We start from the raw sequence: 24,225 nt of genomic DNA on the forward strand, positions 1-24,225 counted from the left end.
GCATCACATGGTGGCAAAGCGCCGCCACGGCGGCGCCTTGCCACCAGCGAACCGCCGTGCGCGGCTAATTGTGCTTCTTCCAGAATATGCGCGCGCCCTGCACGGATTGCGCGACGTTGATGCGGGCACGCTCGAACGGCGTCACCACGCCGTCCACCTTGGCCTTGTTTTCCAGCTTCTGGACGTGGATCTGACCGCGGACGAGCTGTTGCGCCTCCAGATAGGTCAGCCGTCCGCTCGCGATGCCGTTGTAGATGCGATGTGACTGGTCGTGCTGACGCGCATCGATCAGCGGCGTGCCGCAAGGCTTGCGCCCGATGTCAGCACGAGCAGCAACGCAGAGGCCATGATGGACTTCATTTCACTCTCCTGTGGTTGTCGTCCACTGGCGTGAAGACCTCATTGTCCGCACTTCTCCAGCGAACGGCCGCCAGGATGCGCGCGATCAGCGGTGTCGGCCGTGCCCGCGCTCACACTGCAGCCCCTGTCGGCAGGTGAAGACGAACGCCGTCGCATCGACGGTCCGGCAGAGCCGCATTTCACGCCGCGAGGCGCCTCCGAAAAAAAACGCGGGTTGCGTGAGCTACCGGTCTTGCAAATCTCACCTTTGGGTGCATGTTCGCCGCGCACTACTTTTGAATGAATCATTTTCAGCAATCATTTGCGACGCATGGCGGCGAGACCTTCGGCCCATCCCAGCGCGCACATCAATGGAGACCGGCCATGAAGACGATTCAGTGGCTCATGCTCACTTTCGCGACGACCATCACCGCAAGCGGCCTTGCCGGCGCCTTCAGCCCGGCCAGCGCCGCCCCTCCACCGCCGGCGAAGAACTGCCCGGCCTTCGGCTGGTCGGAGGGACTGGGCAATTATCTCAAGCCGGACGCCGCCTTCCCCACCTCCGACACCAAGACCATCCCGACGCCGGACTGCAATTTCCATCAATGGTCGTGGGAGGCGTTCGTCTGGGCGACGGCGCTGGTGAAGGATTCGGGCTCCGGCGCCGCCGTCCCGCGATTCATGACCTTGGCGACGCCCGACGAGTTGCTCGGCAACGCCGAGAATGCCGGCGCACCACGGCCGCGCCCGCTGACGCTGGCGGCCCGTGCCCAGGTCTTCCACGGCACGGCCGGCTTCACCGAAGGCGCCGGCGCCATCGTCGAAGCCGACGGCAACATGCTGGTCGCGCAGAACGGCTATCCCGTCTACGCCTCGGTTCACATGAACCAGAGCTATTTCAGCACGGCGCGCAAGAACCTGATCGCGACCGGTGGCTACCAGAGCCAGCCGGCGGATTCCTCCTTCGCCGTTGGCGATGCGGTGTTCAAGGCGACGTGGCTGCGGCTCGACCCCGGGCAGGCACCGCCTGCGGGCGCCTATACGACCCAGGCGCAGGTGCCGGTGCTGGAGAACAACATCACCCCCGGCCTGATCACGATCCGCCCGGTGCCCGGCAAATTCGTCACCGTGACCGTGGCGCTGATCGGCCTGCACGTGGTCGGCTACACCGAGAACCACCCCGAATTCCTGTGGGGCACGTTCGAGCTGAAGAACAACTCGCCGCAGACGCCGGACAACACCTTTGCGCCATTGGCGAGCCGCTCGGATCCGAAGAGCTACACGCTCTACAAGGGCCGCACGCCGTTCTCACAGGTCAACATCCCGGCTCTGCCCGGCGCCAACCGGCCGCAACTGCGGCTCGATCCGGCGACCCAGAAGCTCACACCGGTGAGCAACGTCGTGCTCGAGAACCAGACCGGCGGCGAGAACCAGCCCAATGGCGTCGGCAACATCTTCGCGATCACGGCGCAAGCCCAGGGCTTTCTCTCCGGCCTGAAAGGCCTGCAATCGACGTTCGCGAACTACGCCCTCGACGGTACGGTCTGGATGCTCCCCAACTCGTATAATCTGAACAGCAACCAGACCAGCGCGGTCGGCTCGGTCAATCTCGCCAACGCCACCGCCGAGACCTTCGTGCAGAACGCCGACAACACGCCGATCAAGAACGTGCTGAATTGCTTCCTGTGCCACAACCCGACGTCGTATTCGTTCCAGACGCCGCCGCCGGCCAAGCTGCCGAACCGGCTGATCGCGCTGAGCCACGTGCTGTCGATCGGCTCACCCTACGAGGTGCCGAACTCGATCTCCGGCCGGCTCCTGATGCGGCCAGATCCGTTCAGGAAGTAGAGCGACGAACCTTGCGCGGCGGCGCCTGCAACGGGGCCGCCGACGGTCATTTCGAACTGATGGCAGATCCCAGGATCTGCCATCAAGCGATTGAACCGACGCCGGTTGTCGGCGCGCTCCGAACACTGTGGATGAGCGCGAGGTCAGGACGGCGCGGCAAACCGCTTCGGTCCTTGCGCTGCCTCAGCCTTTGTCTCAGCTCTGGCGACGAAGCCCTTGGCGAGGGCATGATAGAGCCCCTCCTCGCAGATGAGACGCGAGGTCGATACCCTTGCCGAGCGCGATCGGCGTCGTGCCGAAATAAGCGTAGTTGCCCATCAAGGCCGGCGAGGTCAGGCCCGCGGCGATCACGGTGGCGATGACGAGACTCGAGGTCTGCGTCTCGAAGGCGCGGCTCATCTCCTCGATGCCGAACACGATGCCGGCGAGCGGCGTGTTGAAGGCGGCCGCGACCCCGGCGGCGGCGCCAGCCAGGATCAGGCCGGGCTGGCGGCGCGGCGACAGCCGGCCCAGCGCGAACATGATGGAGGCGCCGACCTGCACCGTCGGACCCTCGCGGCCGACCGAGCCGCCACAGAGCAGTCCGAGCAAGGTCAAAAGTACCTTGCCGACGGCGATGCGGATCGACACCAGCGGGCTACGCGCGCTCGTGTCCGTCCGATGGCGTGCGGCAATCGCCTGCGGAATGCCGCTGCCTTGCGCATTGGGGAAGTAGCGCTGGGTCAGATAGACCGACAGCGCGAAGCCGGCGGGCGTCACCACCAGGGACGCGTAGCGCGATTTCGACAGCAGCCAATTGAAGGCGAGCTGGGCCAGGTCGGCGAGCTCCGCCAGCGCCACCGCCGCGGCGCCCACCACCAGGCCGCCGGCCACGAACAGCACCCGCCGCTGCCACCGCGCCGAGGTCAGCTTGAGCCAACGCTTGCGGCGGGGGGTGATGGTCAGCGTGAGCGCAACGGAGTCCGTTCTCTACGCAGGTGCAGCACCCTCGACGAAAATCAGCCGACGGTCCAGCGCCTTCCAGCGCTCGCCCAGAGCTTCGGCGTATTCGGCCGACGCATACCATTCGCGCCGCCGCGCCATCGACGGAAACTCCACGATGATGAGGGTCTTGGCGGGCGGGCCGCCTTCGACCGTCTCGGCGGCCCCGCCCGGACCAGATAGCGCCCGCCGTATTGCGCGATCGAGCCCGCCGCGCGGGTGCGATAGCGCTCCATCGCCTCGATGTCGCGCACCTCGACTTCGGAGATGACGTAGGCCGCCATGGCCGGCCTCAGGCGATGGTGTCGAGGATACCGCCTTCGGCGCGCAGCGCGGCGCCGTTGGTGGCGGAGGCCTGCGGCGAGGCGGCGTAGACGACCATGTTGGCGATCTCGTCGACGCCGGCGAAGCGCTGCAGCAGCGAGGCCGGCCGGTGCTGTTTGACGAAGGACGAGGCCGCCTCCTCCTCCGACTGCCCGTTCTGGCGGGCGAGATCCTTGACGAAGGTCTCGACGCCTTCCGACATCGTCGGTCCCGGCAGCACCGCATTGACGGTCACGCCGGTGCCGCGGGTCAGTTTGGCGAGGCCGCGGGAGACCGCGAGCTGCGCGGTCTTGGTCATGCCGTAATGGATCATCTCGGTCGGGATGTTCACCGCCGACTCCGAGGAGATGAAGATGATGCGCCCCCAGTTACGCTTCAGCATGCCCTGCATGTAGGCGCGCGCCAAGCGCACGCCGGACATGACGTTGACCTCGAAGAAGCGGCTCCAGTCCTCGTCGGGAATGTCGAAGAAGTCCTTGGGCTCGAAGATGCCGGCATTGTTGACGAGGATGTCGACCTCGGGAAGCGCCGTGACGATGGCGTTGCAGCCGCCGATCTGAGCGACATCGCCGGCGACGCCGCGCAGCTTGGCTGCTGGGACCAGCTGCTTGAGCTTGGCGACCGCCTCATCGACACGGGCTTGGCTGCGACCATTGATGACGACCTCCGCGCCGGACGCGGCAAGCCCCTTGGCGATGGCAAAGCCGATCCCGGCAGTGGAGCCGGTGACGAGGGCGGTCTTTCCCGAAAGGTCGATGTGCATAAGCAGCTCTCCGTTGTGCCGAAGGAACGGATGTGGGGCGTCGTCGCGCCAACGCAACGCGCTACATGCAGAGCTGATCCTTTCTGATCGATCGTAGCCCGGCTGAGCGAAGCGATATCCGGGGCCACACGAGCTGCGCCGGCGAACCCGGATGTCGCTTTGCTCAGCCGGGCTACGGATCCTCAAAAAAAAAACGGCGCCCGAAGGCGCCGTTTTGAAACTCGGATCGGAACGACGCTTACGCGGCTTCCGAGGTCTCCTGCACCGGGCCGGAGTCCTGGCCTTTGGCATCGACGTCGCGATCGACGAACTCAATCACGGCCATCGCGGCGTTGTCGCCGTAGCGGAAGCCGGCCTTGATGATGCGGGTGTAGCCGCCGTTGCGGTCCTTGTAGCGTGGCGCCAGGACGTCGAACAGCTTCTTGACCTGGTCGACATCGCGCATCTCCGCGATCGCCTGGCGGCGCAACGCCAAGCCGCCCTTCTTGCCGAGCGTGACGAGCTTCTCGACGATCGGCCTGAGCTCCTTGGCCTTCGGCAGCGTGGTGACGATCTGCTCGTGCTTGATCAGCGCGGCGCACATGTTGGCGAACATCGCCTTGCGATGCTCGGCGGTGCGGTTGAGCTTCCGATGAACCTTGCCGTGACGCATTGTCTTAGTCCTTCATTTCAATCTGCCGCGACGGTTCGTCGGACATGTTGCTCAGGTGGGCTGCCTGCGTTCGCCCAGAAGTGCGAGTAGCGAATGGCGAGTAGCGAATAGTTCCTCCTATTCGCCACTTCCTACTCGCTATTCGCCACTCCCAATTCGCTCAGTAGTGATCCTCGAAGCGCTTGGCGAGCTCGTCGATGTTCTCCGGCGGCCAGCCCGGCACTTCCATGCCGAGATGCAGACCCATCTGGGCCAGCACTTCCTTGATCTCGTTCAGCGACTTGCGGCCGAAGTTCGGGGTGCGCAGCATCTCTGCTTCCGACTTCTGCACGAGGTCGCCGATGTAGACGATGTTGTCGTTCTTCAGGCAGTTCGCCGAACGCACCGACAGCTCGAGCTCGTCCACCTTCTTGAGGAAGGCCGGGTTGAAGGCGAGGTCCGGGATGATCTCCTGGGCGACTTCCTTGCGCGGCTCTTCGAAGTTGACGAAGACGTTGAGCTGGTCCTGCAGGATGCGGGCGGCATAAGCCACCGCGTCCTCCGGCGTGATCGCGCCGTTGGTCTCGATCGTCATGGTCAGCTTGTCGTAGTCGAGGATCTGGCCCTCGCGGGTGTTCTCGACCTTGTAGGAGACTTTGCGGACCGGAGAGAACAGGCTGTCGACCGGGATCAGGCCGATCGGCGCGTCCTCGGGGCGGTTGCGATCGGCGGCGACATAGCCCTTGCCGGTCGCGACCGTGAACTCCATGCGGATCTCGGCACCCTCGTCCAGGGTGCAGAGCTGCAGGTCGGGGTTCAGAACGACGATGTCGCCGACGGTCTGGATGTCACCGGCGGTGACCGCGCCCGGGCCCTGCTTCTTCACGACCATCCGCTTCGGGCCTTCGCCCTGCATCTTGATCGAGATGTCCTTGATGTTCAGCACGATGTCGGTCACGTCCTCGCGGACACCGGCGATCGAGGAGAACTCGTGCAGCACGCCGTCGATGTGCACCGACTGCACAGCGGCGCCCTGCAGCGACGACAGCAGGATGCGACGGAGCGCATTGCCGAGCGTCTGGCCGAAACCGCGCTCCAGCGGCTCGGCAACCACGGTGGCGAAACGGGTCGCGTCGGAGCCCGGCGTGACCTGGAGCTTGTTCGGCCGAATCAATTCTTGCCAATTCTTCTGGATCGTCACTGTTTCACCCATGGGCCAGTCATGGGATCTGACTGACTGGCGTTGGAGAACCGCGCTTCAGATCGCGGCAGTCGAAATGTCTCAAAAGCACGACGAGGCGGACATGCTGTCCGCCTCTTTCAGATTAGACGCGCCGACGCTTGCGCGGACGGCAACCATTGTGCGGGATCGTCGTCACGTCGCGGATCGAGGTGACGGTGAAGCCCGCAGCCTGCAGCGCGCGCAGCGCCGATTCGCGGCCAGAGCCAGGGCCGGCAACCTCGACCTCGAGGGTGCGCATGCCATGTTCCTGGGCCTTCTTGGACACGTCCTCCGCCGCGACCTGCGCGGCATACGGGGTCGACTTGCGCGATCCCTTGAAACCCATCGTACCGGCGGACGACCAGGCAATGGTGTTGCCCTGTGCGTCGGTGATGGTGATGGTGGTGTTGTTGAACGACGAATTCACATGAGCGACGCCGGAGGCGATGTTCTTGCGCTCGCGACGGCGGACACGTGTGGCTTCCTTGGCCATATAAGTACCTTTCTTGAGATCTCAACGCCGCCGTAATGCCAGCGGCTACACCAAACGAGCGAATGGTAAATAGCGAATAGCGAGAAGGGCCTCCCCTACCCGCTATCCGCGCATTCGCAATTCGCCAATTACTTCTTCTTGCCGGCGATCGCCTTGGCCGGCCCCTTGCGCGTGCGCGCATTGGTGTGGGTGCGCTGACCACGCACCGGCAGGCCGCGGCGATGACGCAGGCCGCGATAGCAGCCAAGGTCCATCAGCCGCTTGATGTTGATGCCGGTCTCGCGACGGAGGTCACCCTCGACGACGTAGTCACGGTCGATGATCTCGCGGATCTGCAGGACTTCCTGGTCGCTCAGCTGGTTGACGCGGCGATCTTCCGCGATCTTCACCTTCTCCACGATCTCACCCGCGATCTTCGGGCCGATGCCATGGATGTACTGGAGCGCGATCAGGACGCGCTTGTTGGTCGGGATGTTGACACCGGCAATACGGGCCACGGACTTCTCTCCTGTCACCGATCCCAGGACGGACCGGCCTTCATTCTCGCTATCTCGGGCAGGTGTCCGCAAACGCGAACAAGACGCCCACCCCTCGATTCGTGGGGCCCGGCATCTCTGGGAAAACCATCCGACTTTGATGCGGGCTTATTAATGGATTCACACGGCGGTCGTCAACCGCCCCTACAAGATTCGATCACCTCGCCGCACGCTTTTTTGCAGCCTTTGCAGAGGTCTTGCGGGTTCCCCTGGCGGCCTTGGCGGCGGGCCTGGCAGCCTTCTTGGAGGCCTTCTTCGGCGTCGTCTTGACCGCCTTTCTTGCGGTCTTGGCGGACTTCTTGACTGCCTTTTTCGCGGGTGCGGCTGCCTTAGGAGCCTTTTTGGCAGCCTTCTTGGCCGATTTTGCCGGCCCCGTCTTGCCCGGTGCCTTGGCGCTGCGCTTGGCCGGGCTCGCCTTCTTGGCCGCCCGGTTACCGCCGGTCTTGCCAACGGCGGCCAGGATCCGACCGATCTCCTCGGTCACCTGCTCGATCGGCATCATGCCGTCGACGGTCGCCAGCATCCGATGGTCGGAATAATAGTGGATCAGGGGCGCGGTCTGGTCGCGGTAGCTGGCCAGGCGCTTGGTGAGGACCTCCGGCGTATCATCGGCCCGAACAGCTTCGCCGCGCGCGCGGGTCTCGGCGGCCCGGCGCTCGACGCGCTCAAGCAGCACACCTTCATTGACGCGGAGTTCGATCACCGCGTCGAGCTTCATCTGCTTCTGCTTCAACAGCGCATCCAGCGCCTCGGCCTGCGGCACCGTGCGCGGGAAGCCATCGAGGATGAAACCATTGGCCGCGTCGGGCTGCTCGATCCGGTCCGCGATGATGCCGACCACGACCTCGTCCGGGACCAGACCGCCCGCCGCCATGATGTCCTTGGCTTTCAGCCCGATCGGCGTCTGCGCCGCCACCGCGGCGCGCAGCATGTCACCGGTCGACAGCTGGACGATGCCATACTGCTGCACGAGGCGCTGCGCCTGCGTTCCCTTGCCCGAGCCGGGCGGTCCCAGAAGAATGAGTCTCATCGAATTTCGCCCCCCGGCACACGGTGAGCGACCCTCCCGCACACCTTGTTCTTGGCTTTGTGGTTCCCGGGCCGCGATCCGCCGCTATCCGCGGCGGCGCCCCCGCAACTTCGACTTCCTGATCAGCCCCTCATATTGATGGGCGAGCAGATAACCCTGAACCTGCGCCACGGTATCCATCGTAACGCTGACCACGATCAGAAGCGAAGTGCCACCAAAGTAGAACGGGACGGAAGCGTAGGAAATCAGAATTTCCGGGATCAGACACACGATCGCCAGATAGATGGCGCCGAGCACGGTGATCCGCGACAGCACGTAATCGATATATTCCGCGGTGCGCTCGCCCGGCCTGATGCCGGGGATGAATCCGCCGTGCTTCTTGAGGTTGTCCGCGGTCTCAGTCGGGTTGAACACGATCGCGGTGTAGAAGAAGGCAAAGAACAGGATCAGCGCCAGATACAGCACCAGGAACAGCGGCCGGCCATGACCGAGCTGCGTCGTGATCCACTGGAACCACTCGGGTCCCTTGCCGGCGTTGAAATTGGCGACCGTGGTCGGCAGCAGCAGCAGCGACGAGGCGAAGATCGGCGGGATCACGCCCGAGGTGTTCAGCTTGAGCGGCAGATGCGAGGACTGGCCCTCGAACATCTTGTTGCCGACCTGGCGCTTCGGATACTGGATCAGGAGCCGGCGCTGGGCGCGCTCCACGAACACGATGAAGGCGATCACGGCGACTGCCATCACGATGACGATCAGGATCAGGCCGGTCGACAGCGCGCCCTGACGTCCGAGCTCGAGCATGTTGGCGAGCGCCGAGGGCAGCTCGGCCACGATGCCGGACAGGATGATCAGCGAGATGCCGTTGCCGATGCCGCGCGAGGTGATCTGCTCGCCCAGCCACATCAGGAACATGGTGCCGCCGGTCAGCGTGATCGCGGTGGAGAGGCGGAAGAACAGGCCGGGATCGGCAACGACGTTGCCCGCGCCTTCGAGGCCGACGGCGATGCCGTACGACTGCACCGCGGCGAGAATCACCGTCAGATAGCGGGTGTACTGATTCAGCATCTTGCGGCCAGCCTCACCCTCTTTCTTGAGGGCTTCGAGCTGGGGCGAGACGGTGGTGAGCAACTGAATGATGATCGATGCCGAGATGTACGGCATGATGTTCAGCGCAAAGATCGCCATGCGGTGAATGCCGCCGCCGGCGAACATGTTGAACATGCCGAGAATGCCGCCGGCCTGGGTCCGGAACACCGAGTCCCAGATGTTCGGATCGATGCCTGGCAGCGGAATGTAAGTGCCGAGGCGGTAGACCAGCAGCGCACCGAGGGTGAACCAGATGCGCTTCTTCAGCTCATCGGCCTTCGCGAGCGCGCCGAAATTGAGGTTTGCCGCCAGTTGTTCCGCTGCTGAGGCCATGTCTAGCTTTCTCCCGCCGCCCTTCTTCACCGCATTGGGCCCCGCGAGGGCTCGCAGGGCCGGGCAGACGCCGGATATTATCTGGTGCGCGGGCGCGTTCTGTCCATTGCCCTGCCCTATCCGGCATGCGCCGGAGGCAGGGCAATGACGCAGATGTTACGCAGCCTCGCCTTCGTCCTTGGCTGGCGCCAGGAGCTTGACGGTGCCGCCGGCCTTCTCGACCGCCGCGATCGCCGACTTCGAGGCGCCATGCACCTCGATGTTGATCTTCGCGGTGAGCTCGCCACGGCCGAGCAGACGCACGCCGTCCTTCGGCCGCCGCAGCGCGCCCGACTTCACCAGCGCCTCGGCGTTGATCACGCTGCCGGCGTCGAGCTTCTTGGCGTCGATCGCCTGCTGGATCCGGTCGAGATTGATCTCGACGAAATCGAGCGCGAAGATGTTGTTGAAGCCGCGCTTCGGCAGACGGCGATGCATCGGCATCTGACCGCCTTCGAAGCCCTTGATGCGCACGCCGGAGCGCGCGGTCTGGCCCTTGCCGCCACGGCCCGAGGTCTTGCCCTTGCCGGAGCCGATGCCGCGGCCGACGCGCATGCGCTTCTTGCGCGCGCCGGCGTTGTCGGCGATATCGCTGAGCTTCATCGCCCTTCTCCTTACTTCTCGTCGACGATGCGGACGAGATGATGAACCTTGGTGATCATGCCGCGGACCGCCGGCGTATCCGGCAGCTCGGTCACGCGGCCGATCTTGTTGAGCTTCAACCCGATCAGCGTCTCGCGCTGCGAGTGATGCCGGCGGATCGGGCTGCCGATCTGCTCGATCTTGATCGTCTTGGCGCTAGCCATGGTGTTCACTCCGAGTTGCGCCATCCGCAGGACGACGCGCGTTCGTTAGTCGGCTGCTGCCTCGGCATCGCCACCGACGCGGCGGGCCTGCAGAGTCGACACCTTGATGTTGCGGCGCGCGGCGACCGAGCGCGGGCTATCCTGGTGCTTCAGCGCGTTGAAAGTCGCGCGCACCATGTTGTACGGGTTGGACGAGCCGATCGACTTCGCCACCACGTCCTGGATGCCCAGCGTCTCGAACACGGCGCGCATCGGGCCGCCGGCGATGATGCCGGTACCGGCCGGAGCCGCACGCAGATAGACGCGGCCCGCACCGTGACGACCGAAGATGTCGTGGTGCAGGGTGCGGCCCTCGCGCAGCGCGACGCGGGTCAGGTTGCGCTTGGCGGAGTCGGTCGCCTTGCGGATCGCCTCCGGAACCTCACGTGCCTTGCCGTGGCCGAACCCGACCCGGCCCTTCTGATCGCCGATCACGACGAGCGCCGCAAAGCCGAAGCGCTTACCGCCCTTCACGACCTTCGCGACTCGGTTGATGTGGACGAGCTTGTCGACGAACTCGCTGTCGCGCTCCTCGCGCTCCTTGCGATCGCGACCGCCTCGTTCCCGTTCACCTGCCATGGTGCTATCCAATCTTCTGAGGGGCTCTGACGCCCAAATCCGTTGATGTTAGAAGCTCAGCCCGCTCTCGCGCGCCGCGTCGGCCAGCGCCTTGACGCGCCCGTGATAGAGATAGCCGCCGCGATCGAACACGACTTCCTTGATCCCCGCCTTCACCGCGCGCTCGGCGAGCAGCTTGCCCACCGCCTTCGCCGCGTCGATGTCGGCACCGGTGTTGCCGGCCGAGCGCATCTCCTTCTCCATCGACGACGCAGAGGCGAGCGTCTCGCCCTTCTGGTCGTCGATGACCTGAGCGTAGATGTGCTTCGACGAGCGGAACACCGACAGACGCGGACGGCCGCCGGCGGAGCGGCGCAGCGACAGCCTCACACGCTGCTTGCGCCGGGCATTCGTAACCTTGGCTCTCGACATGTCCGGCTCCGTTACTTCTTCTTGCCTTCCTTGCGGAAGATGAATTCACCCGCGTACTTCACGCCCTTGCCCTTGTAGGGCTCCGGCGGCCGGTAGGCGCGGATTTCGGCGGCCACCTGGCCGACGCGCTGCGGGTCGATGCCCGTGACCGTGATCTCGGTGGGCTTCGGCACCGCGATCGTGATGCCTTCCGGGATCTGGTAGACGACGTCGTGGCTGTAGCCGAGCGCGAGCTGCAGGTTCTTGCCCTGCATCGCGGCGCGGTAGCCGACGCCGGTGATCTCGAGCTTCTTCTCGAAGCCCTTGGTGACGCCTTCGACCAGATTCGCGATCTGGGCGCGAGCGGTGCCGTACAGCGAACGGGCGCGCTTGGTCTCGGCGCGCGGGGCAACCTTGACCTGGCCGTTCTCGAACTTCACGTCCACGTCGTCATGGACGATGAACTGAAGCTGGCCCTTCGGCCCCTTCATCTTGACGGTCTGTCCATCGACGGAGGCCGTCACACCGGACGGCACCGCCACAGGCTTCTTGCCAATACGTGACATGGCTCAATCCTTCTTAGAACACCGTGAAGAGAACTTCACCGCCGACATTCGCGTCACGCGCGCTATGGTCGGCCATGATTCCCTTCGGTGTCGACAAAACAGAAATTCCGAGCCCGTTGTTCACGCGCGGCAGGTTCTTCACCGAGGTGTAGACGCGGCGGCCGGGCTTGGAGACGCGCTCGATCTCGCGGATCACGGGCTCGCCGTCGAAATATTTCAGCTCGATCTCGATCTCGCTGCGGCCCGACGGATGCTCCAGCGTGGCATAGCCACGGATGTAGCCTTCGGACTTCAGCACCTCGAGCACGCTGGCGCGCATCTTGGAGCCGGGAGTCGAGACCTTCGACTTCGAGCGCATCTGCGCGTTGCGGATGCGGGTGATCAGATCGCTGATGGGATCGTGCGTTGACATGGTGCGACCCTCCTTACCAGCTCGACTTCACGAGGCCCGGGACCAGGCCCTTGGACCCGAGCTCGCGCAGCGCGATGCGGCTCAGCTTGTTCTTGCGATAGTTCGACCGCGGACGGCCGGTCAGCTCGCACCGGTTGCGGATGCGGGTCGCCGACGAATTGCGCGGCATCTCGGCCAGCTTCAGGGTCGCGGCAAAGCGCTCCTCCATCGGCTTGGACTTGTCGGCGATGATCGCCTTCAACCGGGCGCGCTTCGGGGCGGCGTTCTTCGTCATCCGCTTGCGCCGGTTGTTCTTCTCGATTGAACTCTTCTTTGCCATGCTTGGCTCCTGGGTATCCGCGTTTGAGAAGCTGTTCAGCGTCTCACTGCCGGAACGGGAAATTGAATGCGGTCAGAAGGGCACGGGCCTCATCATCGGTCGTCGCGGTGGTGCACACCGTGATGTCCATGCCCCAGCTCTCCCCGGCCTTGTCGAAGTCGATCTCGGGGAAAATGATGTGCTCCTTGATGCCGAGCGAGTAGTTGCCACGGCCGTCGAAGCTCTTCGGGTTCAGACCGCGGAAGTCGCGGACGCGCGGCAGCGCGACGTTGATCAGACGGTCGATGAACTCGTACATCTTGGTCTTGCGCAACGTGACCTTGCAGCCGATCGGCTGGTTCTCACGCAGCTTGAAGGTCGCGATGGCGACGCGCGAATAGGTCACGACCGCCTTCTGGCCGGCGATCAGCGACAGGTCGGCCGCCGCCGTCTCCGCCTTCTTGCGGTCGTTGACCGCCTCGCCGATGCCCATGTTGAGCACGACCTTGTCGAGCCGCGGCACCTGCATGACGTTGGCGTAGCCGAACTTCTCAGTCAGCTGGCTCTTGATCTGGCGATCATATTCCGTGCGGAGGCGCGGGGTGTAAGCAGTCTCAGCCATCGATCTCAACTCCCGAGCTCTTGGCAACGCGGACCTTCTTGCCGTCCGCCTGAATCTTGAATCCAACACGCGTCGGCTTGCCGTCCTTGCCGACATACGCGACGTTCGACAGGTTGATCGGCGCCTCCTTGGAGATGATGCCGCCTTCCTGGTTCTGGGTCTGCTTCTGGTGACGCTTCACCAGGTTGATACCGCGCACCAGCGCGGTGCCCTCGTCGGGACGCACCTCGAACACCTCGCCGGTGCGACCCTTGTCGCGGCCGGTCAGGACGATCACCTTGTCGCCCTTGCGGATCTTGGCAGCCATCACAGCACCTCCGGCGCGAGCGAAATGATCTTCATGTGGTTCTTGGCGCGCAGCTCGCGCGGCACCGGCCCGAAGATGCGGGTGCCGACCGGCTCCGACTGGTTGTTGATCAGAACGGCCGCGTTGCGGTCGAAGCGGATCACCGAGCCGTCGGCGCGGCGGATGTCCTTGCGGACGCGCACCACGACGGCCTTCATGACGTCGCCCTTCTTCACCTTGCCACGCGGAATGGCTTCCTTGATCGACACCACGATGATGTCGCCGACTGTGGCATAGCGGCGCTTCGAGCCGCCCAGCACCTTGATACACATGACACGGCGTGCGCCGGAATTATCGGCCACGTCGAGGTTGGTCTGCATCTGAATCATTGATGCACCTCGTCCTCTTCATCTGCTGCGCAGGAAAGCTGCGCCTTGTTTGATCCCGAAAGCGAAATGGGCCCTCTTCGACGAGGGCCGCTTCGCGCCTCAGGCGGTTTTCTTGTGCTCGCCCCGGACCACGGTCCAGCGCTTCAGCTTCGAGATCGGCTTGCTCTCCTCGATCCACACCATGTCGCCCGGCTTGAACTCGTTGTTCTCGTCGTGGGCGTGGTAGTTCTTCGAGCGGCGGATGGTCTTCTTGTAGATCGGGTGGGTGAAGCGCCGGTCGACGCGCACGACCACCGTCTTGGCCTGCTTGTCGCTGACGACAACGCCCTGGAGGGTCCGTTTCGGCATGTCGAGCCTCTTACTTCGTCTTGGCGCGCTGCTGCGCGGCGATGGTCTTGATACGGGCGATGTCGCGACGCGCCTCGCGCAGCCGAGCGGTGTTCTCGAGCTGGCCGGTGGCACGCTGGAAGCGCAGGTTGAAACGCTCCTTCTTCAGGTTGACGATCGCATCGTCCATCTGATCGGGGCTCATCGCGCGAATGTCGGCAATCTTCATCTCGGCCATGACCATTACTCCGCAATGCGTTCGACGAAGCGCGTCTTGATCGGCAGCTTGGCGGCCGCCAGCAGCAGCGCCTCGCGCGCGATCTGGGTGCTCACGCCGTCGATCTCGAACATCACCCGGCCCGGCTTGACGCGGGCCACCCACAATTCCGGCGAGCCCTTGCCGGAGCCCATGCGGACCTCGGCCGGCTTCTTCGACACCGGAAGATCCGGGAACACCCGGATCCAGACGCGGCCGGCGCGCTTCATGTGACGGGTCAAGGCACGACGGGCGGCCTCGATCTGGCGCGCGGTGACGCGGTCCGGCTCCATCGCCTTCAGCCCGAACTGGCCGAAGGCCAGCGTCGCGCCCGAGGACGCAACGCCGTGGATACGGCCCTTATGCGCCTTTCGGAACTTGGTCTTCTTTGGTTGCATCATGGCTTTGAGCCCTCAAACCTGTCTTGTCGCGGCTGATCGATCAGGCCGCGTCGCGGCGCGACCGCGGCTGCGAGCTCTCGCCGCCGCCTTCGTTCATCCGCTTGTCCTGTGCCATCGGATCGTGCTCGAGGATCTCGCCCTTGAAGATCCAGACCTTCACGCCGCAGGTGCCGAAGGTGGTGAACGCGGTGGCCACACCGTAGTCGATGTCGGCGCGCAGCGTGTGCAGCGGCACCCGGCCCTCGCGGTACCATTCCATGCGGGCGATTTCCGCACCGCCCAGACGACCCGAGCAGTTGATGCGGATGCCCTCGGCGCCGAGACGCATCGCCGACTGCACGGCGCGCTTCATGGCGCGGCGGAACGCCACGCGGCGCTCGAGCTGCTGCGCGATCGACTCGGCGACCAGGGTCGCATCGAGCTCGGGCTTGCGGATCTCGACGATGTTGATGACGACGTCCGACGAGGTGATGTCGGCGACGCGCTTGCGCAGCTTGTCGATGTCGGCGCCCTTCTTGCCGATCACGACGCCCGGACGTGCCGAGTGGATCGTGACGCGGCACTTCTTGTGCGGACGCTCGATCACGATGCGGGCGACGGCCGCCTGCTTGAGCTCCTTGTGCAGGATCTCGCGGATCTTGACGTCTTCATGCAGCAGCTTGCCGTACTCGGCCTTGCCAGCGAACCAGCGCGAATCCCAGGTCCGGTTGATGCCGAGACGCAGACCGATCGGATTGATCTTTTGACCCATCGTATTCTCCCAGCGCCTGCTTTAAGCGCTCGCCTCGACCTGACGGACAATGATCGTCAGCTGCGAAAACGGTTTGAAAACTCGGCCCGAACGGCCACGGCCGCGCGGCGAGAAACGCTTCATCACGATTCCCTTGCCGACGAAAGCCTGCGAAACGACGAGATCGTCGACCTCGAGCTCGTGATTGTTCTCGGCATTGGCGATCGCCGATTCCAGGCACTTCTTGACATCGACCGCAATCCGCTTGCGCGAGAACTGCAGGTCGGCGAGGGCTGCCGACGCCTTGCGGCCGCGGATCATCTGCGCCACCAGGTTCAGCTTCTGCGGGCTCACCCGAAGCATCCGGGCCACAGCCTTGGCCTCGTTTTCGGGGAGGCTCCGTTCGCGCTTTGGTTTGCTCATCGCTTAATCCTCAAGCCTTCTTGGCTTTCTTATCGCCCGAATGGCCGTGGAAGGTGCGGGTCGGCGAGAACTCGCCGAACTTGTGGCCGACCATCTCTTCGTTGATCGCCACCGGCACGTGCTTCTGGCCGTTGTAGACGCCGAACGTCAGGCCGACAAACTGCGGCAGGATGGTCGAGCGGCGGCTCCAGATCTTGATGACGTCGTGACGGCCGGACGCGCGCGCCGCATCTGCCTTCTTGAGCAGCGACGCCTCGACGAACGGGCCTTTCCAGACTGAACGAACCATGTCCGTCGTTCCTTACTTCTTCCGCTTGTGGCGGCTCAAGAGAATGAATTTGTCGGTCGACTTGTTGGTGCGGGTCTTCTTGCCCTTGGTAGGCTTGCCCCACGGAGTGACCGGGTGACGACCGCCCGAGGTACGGCCTTCGCCGCCGCCGTGCGGATGGTCGATCGGGTTCATCGCGACACCGCGGTTGTGCGGGCGACGACCCATCCAACGCTTGCGGCCGGCCTTGCCGATCGAGGTGTTCATGTGGTCCGGGTTCGACACCGCACCGATGGTGCCGCGGCAACGGCCGTGCACCAGGCGTTGCTCGCCCGAGTTCAGGCGGACGATCACGTAGTCCTGGTCGCGGCCGACGATCTGAGCATACGTGCCGGCCGAACGCGCGAGCTGGCCGCCCTTCCCGATCTTGACCTCGATGTTGTGCACGATCGTGCCGACCGGCATGTTGCCGAGCGGCATGACGTTGCCCGGCTTCACGTCGACATAGTTGCCGGCGACGATGGTGTCGCCGACCGCCAGGCGCTGCGGCGCCAGGATGTAGGCGAGCTCGCCGTCCTGATACTTGACCAGGGCGATGAAGGCGGTGCGGTTCGGATCATACTCCAGCCGCTCGACGGTGGCCGGAACGTCGACCTTGTCGCGCTTGAAGTCGACCGTACGATACGACTGCTTGTGGCCGCCACCGAGGAAGCGAACCGTGATGCGGCCGGTGTTGTTGCGACCGCCGCTCGACTGCTTGCCTTCGGTCAGCGCCTTGACCGGCTTGCCCTTGTAGAGGGCCGAACGATCGACCATCACCAGCTGGCGCTGGCCCGGCGTCGTGGGATTGAATGTCTTCAGTGCCATGGCAGCTCAGCCTTACAGTCCGGTGGTCACGTCGATACGGTGACCCTCTTCGAGGGTCACGATCGCGCGCTTGCTGTCCGATTGCGAACCGAAATTGCCGCGGAACACCTTGGTCTTGCCCTTGCGGACGAGCGTGTTGACGCTCCTGACCTTGACATCGAACAGCTTCTCGATCGCCTCTTTGATCTGAGGCTTGGTCGCCTTGGCGGCCACCTTGAACAGAACCTTGTTGTGCTCGGAGGCGAACGTCGCCTTCTCGGTCACGACCGGCGCGATGATGATGTCGTAGTGGCGCGGATCAATGGTCTTCATTTGAAGCGCGCCTCCAGCGCATCGATCGCCGCCTTGGTCAGCACGAGCTTCTGACGGCGCAGGATGTCGTAGACGTTGATGCCCTGGATCGGCAGCACGTCCAGGTTCGGGATGTTGCGGGCCGCAGCGGCGAAGCCGTTGTGCAGCTCGGCGCCGTCGATGATCAGCGCGTTGGTCAGGCCGAGACCGGAGAAGTGACCGATCAGCGCCTTGGTCTTCGCCGCCTCGAGGGTGGCGTTCTCCAGCACGACAAGATCACCGTCCTTGGCCTTGGCCGACAGCGCATGCTTCAGCGCCAGCGCACGGACCTTCTTCGGCAGGTCGGTCGCATGCGAGCGCACGACCGGACCGAAGGCGCGGCCGCCGCCACGGAACTGCGGCACGCGGGCCGAGCCGTGACGAGCACCGCCGGTGCCCTTCTGCTTGTACATCTTCTTGCCGGTGCGCCAGATCTCGGCGCGGCCCTTGGCCTTGTGGGTGCCGGCCTGGCGCTTGTTCAGCTGCCACTGAACGCAGCGCTGAATGATGTCGACGCGCGGCTCCAGACCGAAGATGGCGTCGGAGAGCTGGACGGAGCCGGCTTCCTTGCCCTCGAGGGTGGTGACTTTCAGTTCCATTTATGCGCCCTCCTGCACGGCCGGCGCTTCGGCAGCCTGCTCACCCGCGACCTTGAACTTGCCGGGCTTCGGCGCTTCCTTCGGCAGCGGCTTCTTCACGGCGTCGCGCACCGAGATCCAGCCACCCTTGGAGCCGGGCACCGCGCCTTCCACCAGGATCAGGCCACGCTCGACATCCGTCTGCACCACACGCAGGTTCAGCGTGGTGATGCGATCGACACCCATGTGACCGGGCATCTTCTTGTTCTTCCAGGTCTTGCCGGGGTCCTGACGGCCACCGGTCGAACCGATCGAACGGTGCGAGATCGACACACCGTGCGTGGCGCGCAGACCGCCGAAGTTCCAGCGCTTCATGCCGCCGGCGAAGCCCTTACCGACCGAGGTGCCGGTGACGTCGACGAACTGGCCGACGACGAAGTGATCGGCCTGGATCTCGGCGCCGACCGGAATCAGCGAGTCCTCGCTGACACGGAATTCGGCGAGCTTGCGCTTCGGCTCGACCTTGGCGACCGCGAACTGGCCGCGCTCGGCCTTCGGCATGTAGACCGTCTTGCGGCTGCCGCTGCCGAGCTGCAGAGCGACGTAGCCGTTCTTCTCGGTGGTGCGGTGACCGACCACCTGGCAATTGCCGAGCTTCAGCACGGTCACGGGGATATGTTCGCCGGTCTCCGTGAAGACCCGCGTCATCCCGACCTTTTGTGCGATCACTCCGGAGCGCATCGGCGTGCTTCCTGTTCTTCTCTATGTCCGCGTGAGGTGCGAACGTGAATCCAAAAACTTAGAGCTTGATCTCGACGTCGACACCGGCGGCCAGATCGAGCTTCATCAAAGCATCGACGGTCTGCGGGGTCGGATCGACGATGTCGAGCAGGCGCTTGTGGGTGCGCATCTCGAACTGCTCGCGGCTCTTCTTGTCGACGTGCGGCGAACGGTTCACGGTGAACTTCTCGATGCGGGTCGGCAGCGGAATGGGTCCGCGAACCTGCGCGCCGGTCCGTTTCGCCGTGTTGACGATCTCGCGCGTCGACGTATCGAGGATACGATGGTCAAACGCCTTGAGACGGATGCGGATATTTTGGCCGTTCATTGCCGTATCTTTCTGTGAGTAGTGAGTGGCGAGTAGCGAACGGCGAATGGATAATCTCCATTCGCCACCCGCCATTCCCTATTCGCTGTTGTTACTCGATGATCGAGGCGACGACGCCGGCGCCGACGGTACGGCCGCCCTCGCGGATGGCGAAGCGCAGCTTCTCCTCCATCGCGATCGGCACGATCAGGTGCACTTCCATCGCGATGTTGTCGCCCGGCATCACCATCTCGGTGCCTTCCGGCAGATGGACGACGCCGGTCACGTCGGTCGTGCGGAAGTAGAACTGCGGACGATAGTTGGTGAAGAACGGCGTGTGACGGCCGCCCTCTTCCTTGGTGAGGATGTAGGCCTCAGCCTTGAACTTGGTGTGCGGCTTGACCGAGCCCGGCTTGCACAGCACCTGGCCGCGCTCGACGTCCTCGCGCTTGGTGCCGCGGAGCAGCGCGCCGATGTTGTCGCCGGCCTGGCCCTGATCGAGCAGCTTGCGGAACATTTCGACGCCGGTGACGGTGGTCTTCTGGGTCGGGCGGATGCCGACGATCTCGATTTCCTCACCGACCTTGATGATGCCGCGCTCGACACGGCCGGTCACCACGGTGCCGCGGCCCGAGATCGAGAACACGTCTTCGACCGGCATCAGGAAGGGCTGGTCGATCGGACGCTCCGGCTGCGGAATGTACTCGTCGACATTGCGCATCAGCTCGAGGATGGCGTCGTGGCCGAGCTTCTTGTCCGAATCTTCGAGAGCGGCGAGCGCCGAGCCCTTGATGATCGGGATCTTGTCGCCCGGGAATTCGTACTTCGACAGCAGCTCGCGGACCTCGAGCTCGACGAGCTCCAGCAGCTCCGGATCGTCGACCATGTCGCACTTGTTGAGGAACACGACCAGCGCCGGCACGCCCACCTGGCGAGCGAGCAGGATGTGCTCACGGGTCTGCGGCATCGGGCCGTCAGCGGCCGACACGACCAGGATCGCGCCGTCCATCTGCGCGGCGCCGGTGATCATGTTCTTCACGTAGTCGGCGTGGCCGGGGCAATCGACGTGCGCGTAGTGACGGTTCTTGGTCTCGTACTCGACGTGCGCGGTCGAGATGGTGATGCCGCGCGCCTTCTCTTCCGGGGCCTTGTCGATCTGGTCGTAGGCAGTGAACGTCGCACCGCCCGTCTCGGCCAGGATCTTGGTGATTGCAGCCGTCAGCGAGGTCTTGCCGTGGTCGACGTGACCGATGGTGCCGATGTTGCAGTGGGGCTTGTTACGTTCAAACTTAGCTTTGGCCATTTGACTCTCCGTTCAGTCGCTCACTTGAGCTCGCGACAATCAGGCAAACTTCTTCTGGACTTCAGCCGACACGTTGGCCGGCGCTTCAGCGTAGTGCGAGAACTGCATCGTGAAGGTCGCGCGGCCCTGGCTCATGGAGCGCAGGTTGTTCACGTAACCGAACATGTTCATGAGCGGCACCATCGCGTTGATGACGTTGGCGTTGCCGCGCATGTCCTGGCCCTGAATCTGGCCACGACGCGAGTTCAGGTCGCCGATGACCGAGCCGGTGTAGTCTTCCGGGGTCACCACCTCGACCTTCATGATCGGCTCGAGCAGAACCGACTTGCCCTTCTGCAGCGCCTCGCGGAAAGCCGCACGAGAGGCGATTTCGAAGGCCAGCGCCGACGAGTCGACATCGTGATACTTGCCGTCGACCAGCGCCACCTTGACGTCGACCACCGGGAAGCCGGCGACAACGCCCGCGCCCAGCACGCTCTCGATGCCCTTCTCGACGCCCGGGATGTATTCCTTCGGAACCGCACCGCCGACGATCTTGGACTCGAACACATAGCCGCCGCCCGGCTCGTTCGGCTCGACCACGAGGCTCACGGCCGCGAACTGGCCGGTACCGCCGGTCTGCTTCTTGTGGGTGTAGTCCACGTTGGCCGGCTTGGTGATACGCTCACGGAACGCCACCTGCGGCGCGCCGATGTTCGCATCGACCTTGTAGGTGCGCTTGAGGATGTCGACCTTGATGTCGAGATGGAGCTCGCCCATCCCCTTCAGAATGGTCTGGCCCGACTCGTGATCGGTCGACACGCGGAAGGACGGATCCTCCGCGGCCAGCTTCGCCAGCGCGACGCCCAGCTTCTCCTGGTCGGCCTTCGACTTCGGCTCGATCGCGATCTCGATGACCGGCTCCGGGAACTCCATCTTTTCCAGGATCACCTGGTTGGACGGATCGCACAGCGTGTCACCGGTGCGGGCTTCCTTGAGGCCTGCAAGAGCGACGATGTCGCCGGCATAGGCTTCCTTGATGTCCTCGCGGTTGTTCGCATGCATCAGCAGCATGCGGCCGATGCGTTCCTTCTTCTCGCGGGTCGAGTTCACGACGCCGGTGCCCGAGGTCAGGACGCCCGAATAGATGCGGCAGAAAGTGATGGTGCCGACGAACGGGTCGTCCATGATCTTGAACGCCAGCAGCGCCAGCGGCTCCTTGTCGTCCGCCTTGCGCACGACCTCGTTGCCCTTGTCGTCGGTGCCCTTGATCGCGGGCACATCGAGCGGCGACGGCAGATAGTCGACGACGGCGTCGAGCAAGGGCTGCACGCCCTTGTTCTTGAAGGCCGAGCCGCACAGCACCGGATAGAAGGCGCCGGTCAGCACCGCCTTGCGGATCAGGCGCTTCAGGGTCGGCTCGTCCGGCTCGTTGCCGTCCAGGAACGCAGCCAGAGCGTCGTCGTCGAGCTCGACGGCGGCTTCCACCAGCTTCTCGCGATATTCCTTGGCCTGATCGGCGAGATCAGCCGGAATCTCGGCGTAGTCGAACTTCGCGCCGAGCGCCTCGTCGTTCCAGACGATCGCCTTCATCGTCACGAGATCGATGCAGCCCTTGAAGTTGTTCTCCGCGCCGATCGGCAGCTGAATAGCCACCGGCTTCGCGCCCAGGCGGTCGACGATGTCGGACAGGCACTTGAAGAAGTCGGCGCCGGTCTTGTCCATCTTGTTCGCGAAGACGATGCGCGGCACCTTGTATTTGTCGCCCTGACGCCAGACGGTCTCGGTCTGCGGCTCGACGCCCTGGTTGGAGTCGAGCACGCAGACGGCGCCGTCGAGCACGCGCAAGCTGCGCTCGACCTCGATGGTGAAGTCGACGTGACCGGGGGTGTCGATGATGTTCAGGCGCTTGCCGTTCCAGAACGCGGTGGTCGCAGCGGAGGTGATCGTGATGCCACGCTCCTGCTCCTGCTCCATCCAGTCCATCGTCGCGGCACCTTCGTGCACTTCGCCGATCTTGTGGCTCTTGCCGGTGTAATAGAGGATGCGCTCGGTCGTGGTCGTCTTACCGGCGTCGATATGCGCCATGATGCCGAAGTTGCGATAGTCTTCGATGGCGTGTTGGCGGGGCATGGGTGCGTTCCCTGATTTCCGTCGGTTTCGCCGTTACCAGCGATAGTGCGAGAAGGCGCGGTTGGCTTCAGCCATCCGGTGCACGTCTTCACGCTTCTTCACGGCGTTGCCCCGGTTATTGGAGGCATCGAGCAGCTCCGCCGAAAGCCGCTCGGTCATCGTCTTCTCGTTGCGGTCGCGCGCGGCCGAGATCAGCCAGCGGATGCCCAGCGCCTGCCGGCGGGTCGAACGAACTTCGACCGGCACCTGGTAGGTCGCGCCGCCGACGCGGCGGGAGCGGACCTCGATGGTCGGCATGACGTTTTCGAGGGCCTGCTCGAACACCGTCAGCGGGCTCTGCTTGGTCTTGGCCTCGATGATGCCGAACGCGCCGTAGACGATACCTTCGGCGACCGACTTCTTGCCGGCGTACATCACCGAGTTCATGAACTTGGTGACAATGATGTTCCCGAACTTCGGATCCGGAAGCACTTCACGCTTTTCGGCTGAATGGCGACGCGACATGTGATCTTGTTCCCGCTTCTCTCGAACGTCTTACTTCGGACGCTTCGCGCCATACTTCGAACGGCGCTGCTTACGGTTCTTGACGCCCTGGGTATCCAGCACGCCGCGGAGGATGTGGTAGCGCACGCCCGGCAAGTCCTTGACGCGGCCGCCGCGGATCATGACCACCGAGTGCTCCTGCAGGTTATGGCCTTCACCCGGGATGTAGCCGATCACCTCGAAGCCGTTGGTCAGGCGCACCTTGGCGACCTTACGAAGCGCCGAGTTCGGCTTCTTCGGGGTCGTGGTGTAGACGCGCGTGCAAACGCCACGCTTCTGCGGCGACTGCTGCAGCGCCGGCACCTTCTTGCGCGACTTCTGCACTTCGCGCGGATTTGCGATCAGCTGGTTGATCGTCGGCATCTTGGCCTTCACCCTTCTCAACGTTCGCACGGAGACCGCGACCGGCTTCCGCAAATTCTGTTCGAGGTTCCCCGCCTCACCGGGCCGTTCGCGCGATCAAAACCCACGCAAAACGAAATCGCGCCAACCGTCCATCGCTGAACGGAAAGCGCTTGACGCCACAGAGGACCGCGATCACCACCAGTCAGCTTGCGCTGGCGGGCGGCCTACCGAGGTCATGCATCCGAAATTGGTCTCAGGAGAACGAGCTCGAGAGATCTAATATCGTTTTGGCATTGCCTAGCTATGATCGACAGCGTTTGAGCGGCATTCGTCGAGGGTGGTGCCCGTCCCACCCTGTTCTGGGTGGTCTGGGTGATCCGTACCGACGCTGGCGAAGCTCACCGCCTGTCGTTGAGTGCCGGCCTTTTATAAGCGGTAAATATCCAAGTCAAGCAAAACGACGCCGCAGGACGCTCAAAGAAGCGCTTCTGGCCGCTGCAGTTTCCGCTCCGACGGTGCCCCCGCGTCCTAAGGTATCTGTAGACCGCAGAGCCCTACCCGCGCCTGCGCAGTCACCTCTCCAACCCGGGACATATCCAGAGACATTGAAGATAAGGCTTTTTTCGGCTTTGGCCGACAAGGA

At 64.1% G+C, this 24,225-nt stretch carries 34 protein-coding genes and 2 pseudogenes; 2 read left to right on the forward strand and 34 right to left on the reverse strand.

The annotated features are described in order from the left end of the window. The first annotated feature begins 7 nt into the window (after positions 1-7). Both QX121_RS06495 and QX121_RS06500 read left to right on the forward strand, forming a co-directional pair. Positions 8-265: a hypothetical protein gene (locus tag QX121_RS06495; protein ID WP_315811476.1), complete on the forward strand. Its 258-nt coding sequence runs from the start codon at positions 8-10 to the stop codon at positions 263-265. Between the two features lie 458 nt (positions 266-723). Next, positions 724-2,187: a hypothetical protein gene (locus tag QX121_RS06500; RefSeq protein WP_315811477.1), complete on the forward strand. Its 1,464-nt coding sequence runs from the start codon at positions 724-726 to the stop codon at positions 2,185-2,187. 261 nt (positions 2,188-2,448) lie between these two features. Here QX121_RS06500 and QX121_RS06505 read toward each other — a convergent pair. The 34 genes and pseudogenes from QX121_RS06505 to rpsL form a co-directional block, all read right to left on the reverse strand. Next, positions 2,449-3,132: pseudogene (locus QX121_RS06505) on the reverse strand (chloride channel protein); the annotation flags it as partial. 24 nt (positions 3,133-3,156) lie between these two features. Beyond that, a pseudogene (locus QX121_RS06510) lies at positions 3,157-3,452 on the reverse strand (DUF1330 domain-containing protein). An 8-nt stretch (positions 3,453-3,460) separates the two neighbouring features. Then, complete coding sequence (locus QX121_RS06515; protein WP_315811478.1) at positions 3,461-4,255, reverse strand: SDR family NAD(P)-dependent oxidoreductase; 795 nt, start codon at positions 4,253-4,255, stop codon at positions 3,461-3,463. A gap of 238 nt (positions 4,256-4,493) precedes the next feature. Next, a complete protein-coding gene (rplQ, locus tag QX121_RS06520; RefSeq protein ID WP_006611863.1) occupies positions 4,494-4,907 on the reverse strand; it encodes a 50S ribosomal protein L17 in 414 nt (137 codons plus the stop codon). 160 nt (positions 4,908-5,067) lie between these two features. Beyond that, positions 5,068-6,099 carry a DNA-directed RNA polymerase subunit alpha gene (locus QX121_RS06525; protein WP_315737606.1) on the reverse strand — a complete coding sequence of 344 codons (1,032 nt, stop codon included), beginning with the start codon at positions 6,097-6,099 and terminating at the stop codon, positions 5,068-5,070. Between the two features lie 112 nt (positions 6,100-6,211). Then, positions 6,212-6,601 carry a 30S ribosomal protein S11 gene (rpsK, locus tag QX121_RS06530; RefSeq protein ID WP_012045029.1) on the reverse strand — a complete coding sequence of 130 codons (390 nt, stop codon included), beginning with the start codon at positions 6,599-6,601 and terminating at the stop codon, positions 6,212-6,214. Positions 6,602-6,729: 128 nt separating this feature from the next. Continuing rightward, positions 6,730-7,098 carry a 30S ribosomal protein S13 gene (gene rpsM / locus QX121_RS06535; RefSeq protein ID WP_006611860.1) on the reverse strand — a complete coding sequence of 123 codons (369 nt, stop codon included), beginning with the start codon at positions 7,096-7,098 and terminating at the stop codon, positions 6,730-6,732. Positions 7,099-7,294: 196 nt separating this feature from the next. After that, on the reverse strand, positions 7,295-8,167 hold the full coding sequence (locus QX121_RS06540; RefSeq protein WP_315811479.1) for an adenylate kinase: 873 nt from the start codon (positions 8,165-8,167) through the stop codon (positions 7,295-7,297). A gap of 84 nt (positions 8,168-8,251) precedes the next feature. Next, positions 8,252-9,586 (reverse strand): preprotein translocase subunit SecY, encoded by a 1,335-nt coding sequence (gene secY, locus QX121_RS06545; protein WP_315714557.1) that lies wholly within the window; start codon positions 9,584-9,586, stop codon positions 8,252-8,254. Positions 9,587-9,742: 156 nt separating this feature from the next. Then, entirely contained in the window at positions 9,743-10,228 is a 486-nt protein-coding gene (gene rplO, locus QX121_RS06550) for a 50S ribosomal protein L15 (protein ID WP_315737604.1), read from the reverse strand. Positions 10,229-10,239: 11 nt separating this feature from the next. Continuing rightward, positions 10,240-10,431, reverse strand: a complete 192-nt coding sequence (gene rpmD / locus QX121_RS06555) for a 50S ribosomal protein L30 (protein ID WP_006611856.1) — start codon at positions 10,429-10,431, stop codon at positions 10,240-10,242. Between the two features lie 45 nt (positions 10,432-10,476). After that, positions 10,477-11,049: a 30S ribosomal protein S5 gene (gene rpsE / locus QX121_RS06560; RefSeq protein ID WP_006611855.1), complete on the reverse strand. Its 573-nt coding sequence runs from the start codon at positions 11,047-11,049 to the stop codon at positions 10,477-10,479. Between the two features lie 48 nt (positions 11,050-11,097). Then, positions 11,098-11,460 carry a 50S ribosomal protein L18 gene (gene rplR, locus QX121_RS06565; RefSeq protein ID WP_006611854.1) on the reverse strand — a complete coding sequence of 121 codons (363 nt, stop codon included), beginning with the start codon at positions 11,458-11,460 and terminating at the stop codon, positions 11,098-11,100. A gap of 11 nt (positions 11,461-11,471) precedes the next feature. After that, positions 11,472-12,005, reverse strand: a complete 534-nt coding sequence (rplF, locus tag QX121_RS06570) for a 50S ribosomal protein L6 (RefSeq protein ID WP_172108074.1) — start codon at positions 12,003-12,005, stop codon at positions 11,472-11,474. 13 nt (positions 12,006-12,018) lie between these two features. After that, on the reverse strand, positions 12,019-12,417 hold the full coding sequence (rpsH, locus tag QX121_RS06575) for a 30S ribosomal protein S8 (RefSeq protein ID WP_315714559.1): 399 nt from the start codon (positions 12,415-12,417) through the stop codon (positions 12,019-12,021). A gap of 13 nt (positions 12,418-12,430) precedes the next feature. Then, complete coding sequence (rpsN, locus tag QX121_RS06580) at positions 12,431-12,736, reverse strand: 30S ribosomal protein S14 (protein WP_315737603.1); 306 nt, start codon at positions 12,734-12,736, stop codon at positions 12,431-12,433. Between the two features lie 43 nt (positions 12,737-12,779). Next, complete coding sequence (rplE, locus tag QX121_RS06585) at positions 12,780-13,337, reverse strand: 50S ribosomal protein L5 (RefSeq protein WP_315737602.1); 558 nt, start codon at positions 13,335-13,337, stop codon at positions 12,780-12,782. After that, positions 13,330-13,644 carry a 50S ribosomal protein L24 gene (gene rplX / locus QX121_RS06590; protein WP_315737601.1) on the reverse strand — a complete coding sequence of 105 codons (315 nt, stop codon included), beginning with the start codon at positions 13,642-13,644 and terminating at the stop codon, positions 13,330-13,332. Before rplX ends, rplE begins: the two co-directional genes overlap by 8 nt. Continuing rightward, positions 13,644-14,012, reverse strand: a complete 369-nt coding sequence (rplN, locus tag QX121_RS06595; protein WP_006611848.1) for a 50S ribosomal protein L14 — start codon at positions 14,010-14,012, stop codon at positions 13,644-13,646. The genes rplX and rplN overlap by 1 nt, the downstream gene beginning before the upstream one ends. A 99-nt stretch (positions 14,013-14,111) precedes the next feature. Continuing rightward, positions 14,112-14,360: a 30S ribosomal protein S17 gene (gene rpsQ / locus QX121_RS06600; protein WP_008963469.1), complete on the reverse strand. Its 249-nt coding sequence runs from the start codon at positions 14,358-14,360 to the stop codon at positions 14,112-14,114. A gap of 10 nt (positions 14,361-14,370) precedes the next feature. Next, positions 14,371-14,577: a 50S ribosomal protein L29 gene (gene rpmC / locus QX121_RS06605; protein WP_006611846.1), complete on the reverse strand. Its 207-nt coding sequence runs from the start codon at positions 14,575-14,577 to the stop codon at positions 14,371-14,373. A gap of 5 nt (positions 14,578-14,582) precedes the next feature. After that, positions 14,583-14,996 carry a 50S ribosomal protein L16 gene (gene rplP, locus QX121_RS06610; RefSeq protein WP_315737600.1) on the reverse strand — a complete coding sequence of 138 codons (414 nt, stop codon included), beginning with the start codon at positions 14,994-14,996 and terminating at the stop codon, positions 14,583-14,585. A gap of 40 nt (positions 14,997-15,036) precedes the next feature. After that, on the reverse strand, positions 15,037-15,747 hold the full coding sequence (rpsC, locus tag QX121_RS06615) for a 30S ribosomal protein S3 (protein ID WP_012045041.1): 711 nt from the start codon (positions 15,745-15,747) through the stop codon (positions 15,037-15,039). 21 nt (positions 15,748-15,768) lie between these two features. Further along, positions 15,769-16,149, reverse strand: coding sequence for a 50S ribosomal protein L22 (rplV, locus tag QX121_RS06620; protein WP_315714562.1), 381 nt, complete (start codon positions 16,147-16,149; stop codon positions 15,769-15,771). 10 nt (positions 16,150-16,159) lie between these two features. Then, positions 16,160-16,438, reverse strand: a complete 279-nt coding sequence (gene rpsS, locus QX121_RS06625; RefSeq protein ID WP_006611842.1) for a 30S ribosomal protein S19 — start codon at positions 16,436-16,438, stop codon at positions 16,160-16,162. A gap of 12 nt (positions 16,439-16,450) precedes the next feature. After that, on the reverse strand, positions 16,451-17,284 hold the full coding sequence (gene rplB / locus QX121_RS06630; RefSeq protein ID WP_006611841.1) for a 50S ribosomal protein L2: 834 nt from the start codon (positions 17,282-17,284) through the stop codon (positions 16,451-16,453). A gap of 12 nt (positions 17,285-17,296) precedes the next feature. Next, on the reverse strand, positions 17,297-17,596 hold the full coding sequence (locus tag QX121_RS06635) for a 50S ribosomal protein L23 (RefSeq protein ID WP_315737599.1): 300 nt from the start codon (positions 17,594-17,596) through the stop codon (positions 17,297-17,299). Continuing rightward, complete coding sequence (gene rplD, locus QX121_RS06640; protein ID WP_315737598.1) at positions 17,593-18,213, reverse strand: 50S ribosomal protein L4; 621 nt, start codon at positions 18,211-18,213, stop codon at positions 17,593-17,595. Before rplD ends, QX121_RS06635 begins: the two co-directional genes overlap by 4 nt. Beyond that, positions 18,214-18,933 (reverse strand): 50S ribosomal protein L3, encoded by a 720-nt coding sequence (gene rplC, locus QX121_RS06645; RefSeq protein WP_006611838.1) that lies wholly within the window; start codon positions 18,931-18,933, stop codon positions 18,214-18,216. A gap of 58 nt (positions 18,934-18,991) precedes the next feature. Beyond that, a complete protein-coding gene (gene rpsJ, locus QX121_RS06650; RefSeq protein WP_002712302.1) occupies positions 18,992-19,300 on the reverse strand; it encodes a 30S ribosomal protein S10 in 309 nt (102 codons plus the stop codon). A 91-nt stretch (positions 19,301-19,391) separates the two neighbouring features. Beyond that, positions 19,392-20,582 (reverse strand): elongation factor Tu, encoded by a 1,191-nt coding sequence (gene tuf, locus QX121_RS06655; RefSeq protein WP_006611837.1) that lies wholly within the window; start codon positions 20,580-20,582, stop codon positions 19,392-19,394. A gap of 39 nt (positions 20,583-20,621) precedes the next feature. Next, on the reverse strand, positions 20,622-22,694 hold the full coding sequence (gene fusA, locus QX121_RS06660; protein WP_315811480.1) for an elongation factor G: 2,073 nt from the start codon (positions 22,692-22,694) through the stop codon (positions 20,622-20,624). Between the two features lie 33 nt (positions 22,695-22,727). Then, positions 22,728-23,198, reverse strand: coding sequence for a 30S ribosomal protein S7 (gene rpsG / locus QX121_RS06665; protein WP_006611835.1), 471 nt, complete (start codon positions 23,196-23,198; stop codon positions 22,728-22,730). Between the two features lie 30 nt (positions 23,199-23,228). Then, a complete protein-coding gene (gene rpsL, locus QX121_RS06670) occupies positions 23,229-23,600 on the reverse strand; it encodes a 30S ribosomal protein S12 (protein ID WP_006611834.1) in 372 nt (123 codons plus the stop codon). Positions 23,601-24,225 lie beyond the last annotated feature (625 nt).

The sequence above is a fragment of the Bradyrhizobium sp. SZCCHNR2028 genome (genome assembly GCF_032380995.1).
Taxonomy (GTDB): domain Bacteria; phylum Pseudomonadota; class Alphaproteobacteria; order Rhizobiales; family Xanthobacteraceae; genus Bradyrhizobium.

Bases quoted from the DNA above. Each gene is read 5' to 3' on its own strand.
- QX121_RS06495 (WP_315811476.1), top strand. From the start codon at position 8: ATGGTGGCAAAGCGCCGCCACGGCGGCGCCTTGCCACCAGCGAACCGC.
- QX121_RS06500 (WP_315811477.1), top strand. From the start codon at position 724: ATGAAGACGATTCAGTGGCTCATGCTCACTTTCGCGACGACCATCACC.
- QX121_RS06515 (WP_315811478.1), bottom strand. From the start codon at position 4,255: ATGCACATCGACCTTTCGGGAAAGACCGCCCTCGTCACCGGCTCCACT.
- rplQ (WP_006611863.1), bottom strand. From the start codon at position 4,907: ATGCGTCACGGCAAGGTTCATCGGAAGCTCAACCGCACCGCCGAGCAT.
- QX121_RS06525 (WP_315737606.1), bottom strand. From the start codon at position 6,099: ATGGGTGAAACAGTGACGATCCAGAAGAATTGGCAAGAATTGATTCGG.
- rpsK (WP_012045029.1), bottom strand. From the start codon at position 6,601: ATGGCCAAGGAAGCCACACGTGTCCGCCGTCGCGAGCGCAAGAACATC.
- QX121_RS06540 (WP_315811479.1), bottom strand. From the start codon at position 8,167: ATGAGACTCATTCTTCTGGGACCGCCCGGCTCGGGCAAGGGAACGCAG.
- secY (WP_315714557.1), bottom strand. From the start codon at position 9,586: ATGGCCTCAGCAGCGGAACAACTGGCGGCAAACCTCAATTTCGGCGCG.
- rplO (WP_315737604.1), bottom strand. From the start codon at position 10,228: ATGAAGCTCAGCGATATCGCCGACAACGCCGGCGCGCGCAAGAAGCGC.
- rpmD (WP_006611856.1), bottom strand. From the start codon at position 10,431: ATGGCTAGCGCCAAGACGATCAAGATCGAGCAGATCGGCAGCCCGATC.
- rpsE (WP_006611855.1), bottom strand. From the start codon at position 11,049: ATGGCAGGTGAACGGGAACGAGGCGGTCGCGATCGCAAGGAGCGCGAG.
- rplR (WP_006611854.1), bottom strand. From the start codon at position 11,460: ATGTCGAGAGCCAAGGTTACGAATGCCCGGCGCAAGCAGCGTGTGAGG.
- rplF (WP_172108074.1), bottom strand. From the start codon at position 12,005: ATGTCACGTATTGGCAAGAAGCCTGTGGCGGTGCCGTCCGGTGTGACG.
- rpsH (WP_315714559.1), bottom strand. From the start codon at position 12,417: ATGTCAACGCACGATCCCATCAGCGATCTGATCACCCGCATCCGCAAC.
- rpsN (WP_315737603.1), bottom strand. From the start codon at position 12,736: ATGGCAAAGAAGAGTTCAATCGAGAAGAACAACCGGCGCAAGCGGATG.
- rplE (WP_315737602.1), bottom strand. From the start codon at position 13,337: ATGGCTGAGACTGCTTACACCCCGCGCCTCCGCACGGAATATGATCGC.
- rplX (WP_315737601.1), bottom strand. From the start codon at position 13,644: ATGGCTGCCAAGATCCGCAAGGGCGACAAGGTGATCGTCCTGACCGGC.
- rplN (WP_006611848.1), bottom strand. From the start codon at position 14,012: ATGATTCAGATGCAGACCAACCTCGACGTGGCCGATAATTCCGGCGCA.
- rpsQ (WP_008963469.1), bottom strand. From the start codon at position 14,360: ATGCCGAAACGGACCCTCCAGGGCGTTGTCGTCAGCGACAAGCAGGCC.
- rpmC (WP_006611846.1), bottom strand. From the start codon at position 14,577: ATGGCCGAGATGAAGATTGCCGACATTCGCGCGATGAGCCCCGATCAG.
- rplP (WP_315737600.1), bottom strand. From the start codon at position 14,996: ATGATGCAACCAAAGAAGACCAAGTTCCGAAAGGCGCATAAGGGCCGT.
- rpsC (WP_012045041.1), bottom strand. From the start codon at position 15,747: ATGGGTCAAAAGATCAATCCGATCGGTCTGCGTCTCGGCATCAACCGG.
- rplV (WP_315714562.1), bottom strand. From the start codon at position 16,149: ATGAGCAAACCAAAGCGCGAACGGAGCCTCCCCGAAAACGAGGCCAAG.
- rpsS (WP_006611842.1), bottom strand. From the start codon at position 16,438: ATGGTTCGTTCAGTCTGGAAAGGCCCGTTCGTCGAGGCGTCGCTGCTC.
- rplB (WP_006611841.1), bottom strand. From the start codon at position 17,284: ATGGCACTGAAGACATTCAATCCCACGACGCCGGGCCAGCGCCAGCTG.
- QX121_RS06635 (WP_315737599.1), bottom strand. From the start codon at position 17,596: ATGAAGACCATTGATCCGCGCCACTACGACATCATCATCGCGCCGGTC.
- rplD (WP_315737598.1), bottom strand. From the start codon at position 18,213: ATGGAACTGAAAGTCACCACCCTCGAGGGCAAGGAAGCCGGCTCCGTC.
- rplC (WP_006611838.1), bottom strand. From the start codon at position 18,933: ATGCGCTCCGGAGTGATCGCACAAAAGGTCGGGATGACGCGGGTCTTC.
- rpsJ (WP_002712302.1), bottom strand. From the start codon at position 19,300: ATGAACGGCCAAAATATCCGCATCCGTCTCAAGGCGTTTGACCATCGT.
- tuf (WP_006611837.1), bottom strand. From the start codon at position 20,582: ATGGCCAAAGCTAAGTTTGAACGTAACAAGCCCCACTGCAACATCGGC.
- fusA (WP_315811480.1), bottom strand. From the start codon at position 22,694: ATGCCCCGCCAACACGCCATCGAAGACTATCGCAACTTCGGCATCATG.
- rpsG (WP_006611835.1), bottom strand. From the start codon at position 23,198: ATGTCGCGTCGCCATTCAGCCGAAAAGCGTGAAGTGCTTCCGGATCCG.
- rpsL (WP_006611834.1), bottom strand. From the start codon at position 23,600: ATGCCGACGATCAACCAGCTGATCGCAAATCCGCGCGAAGTGCAGAAG.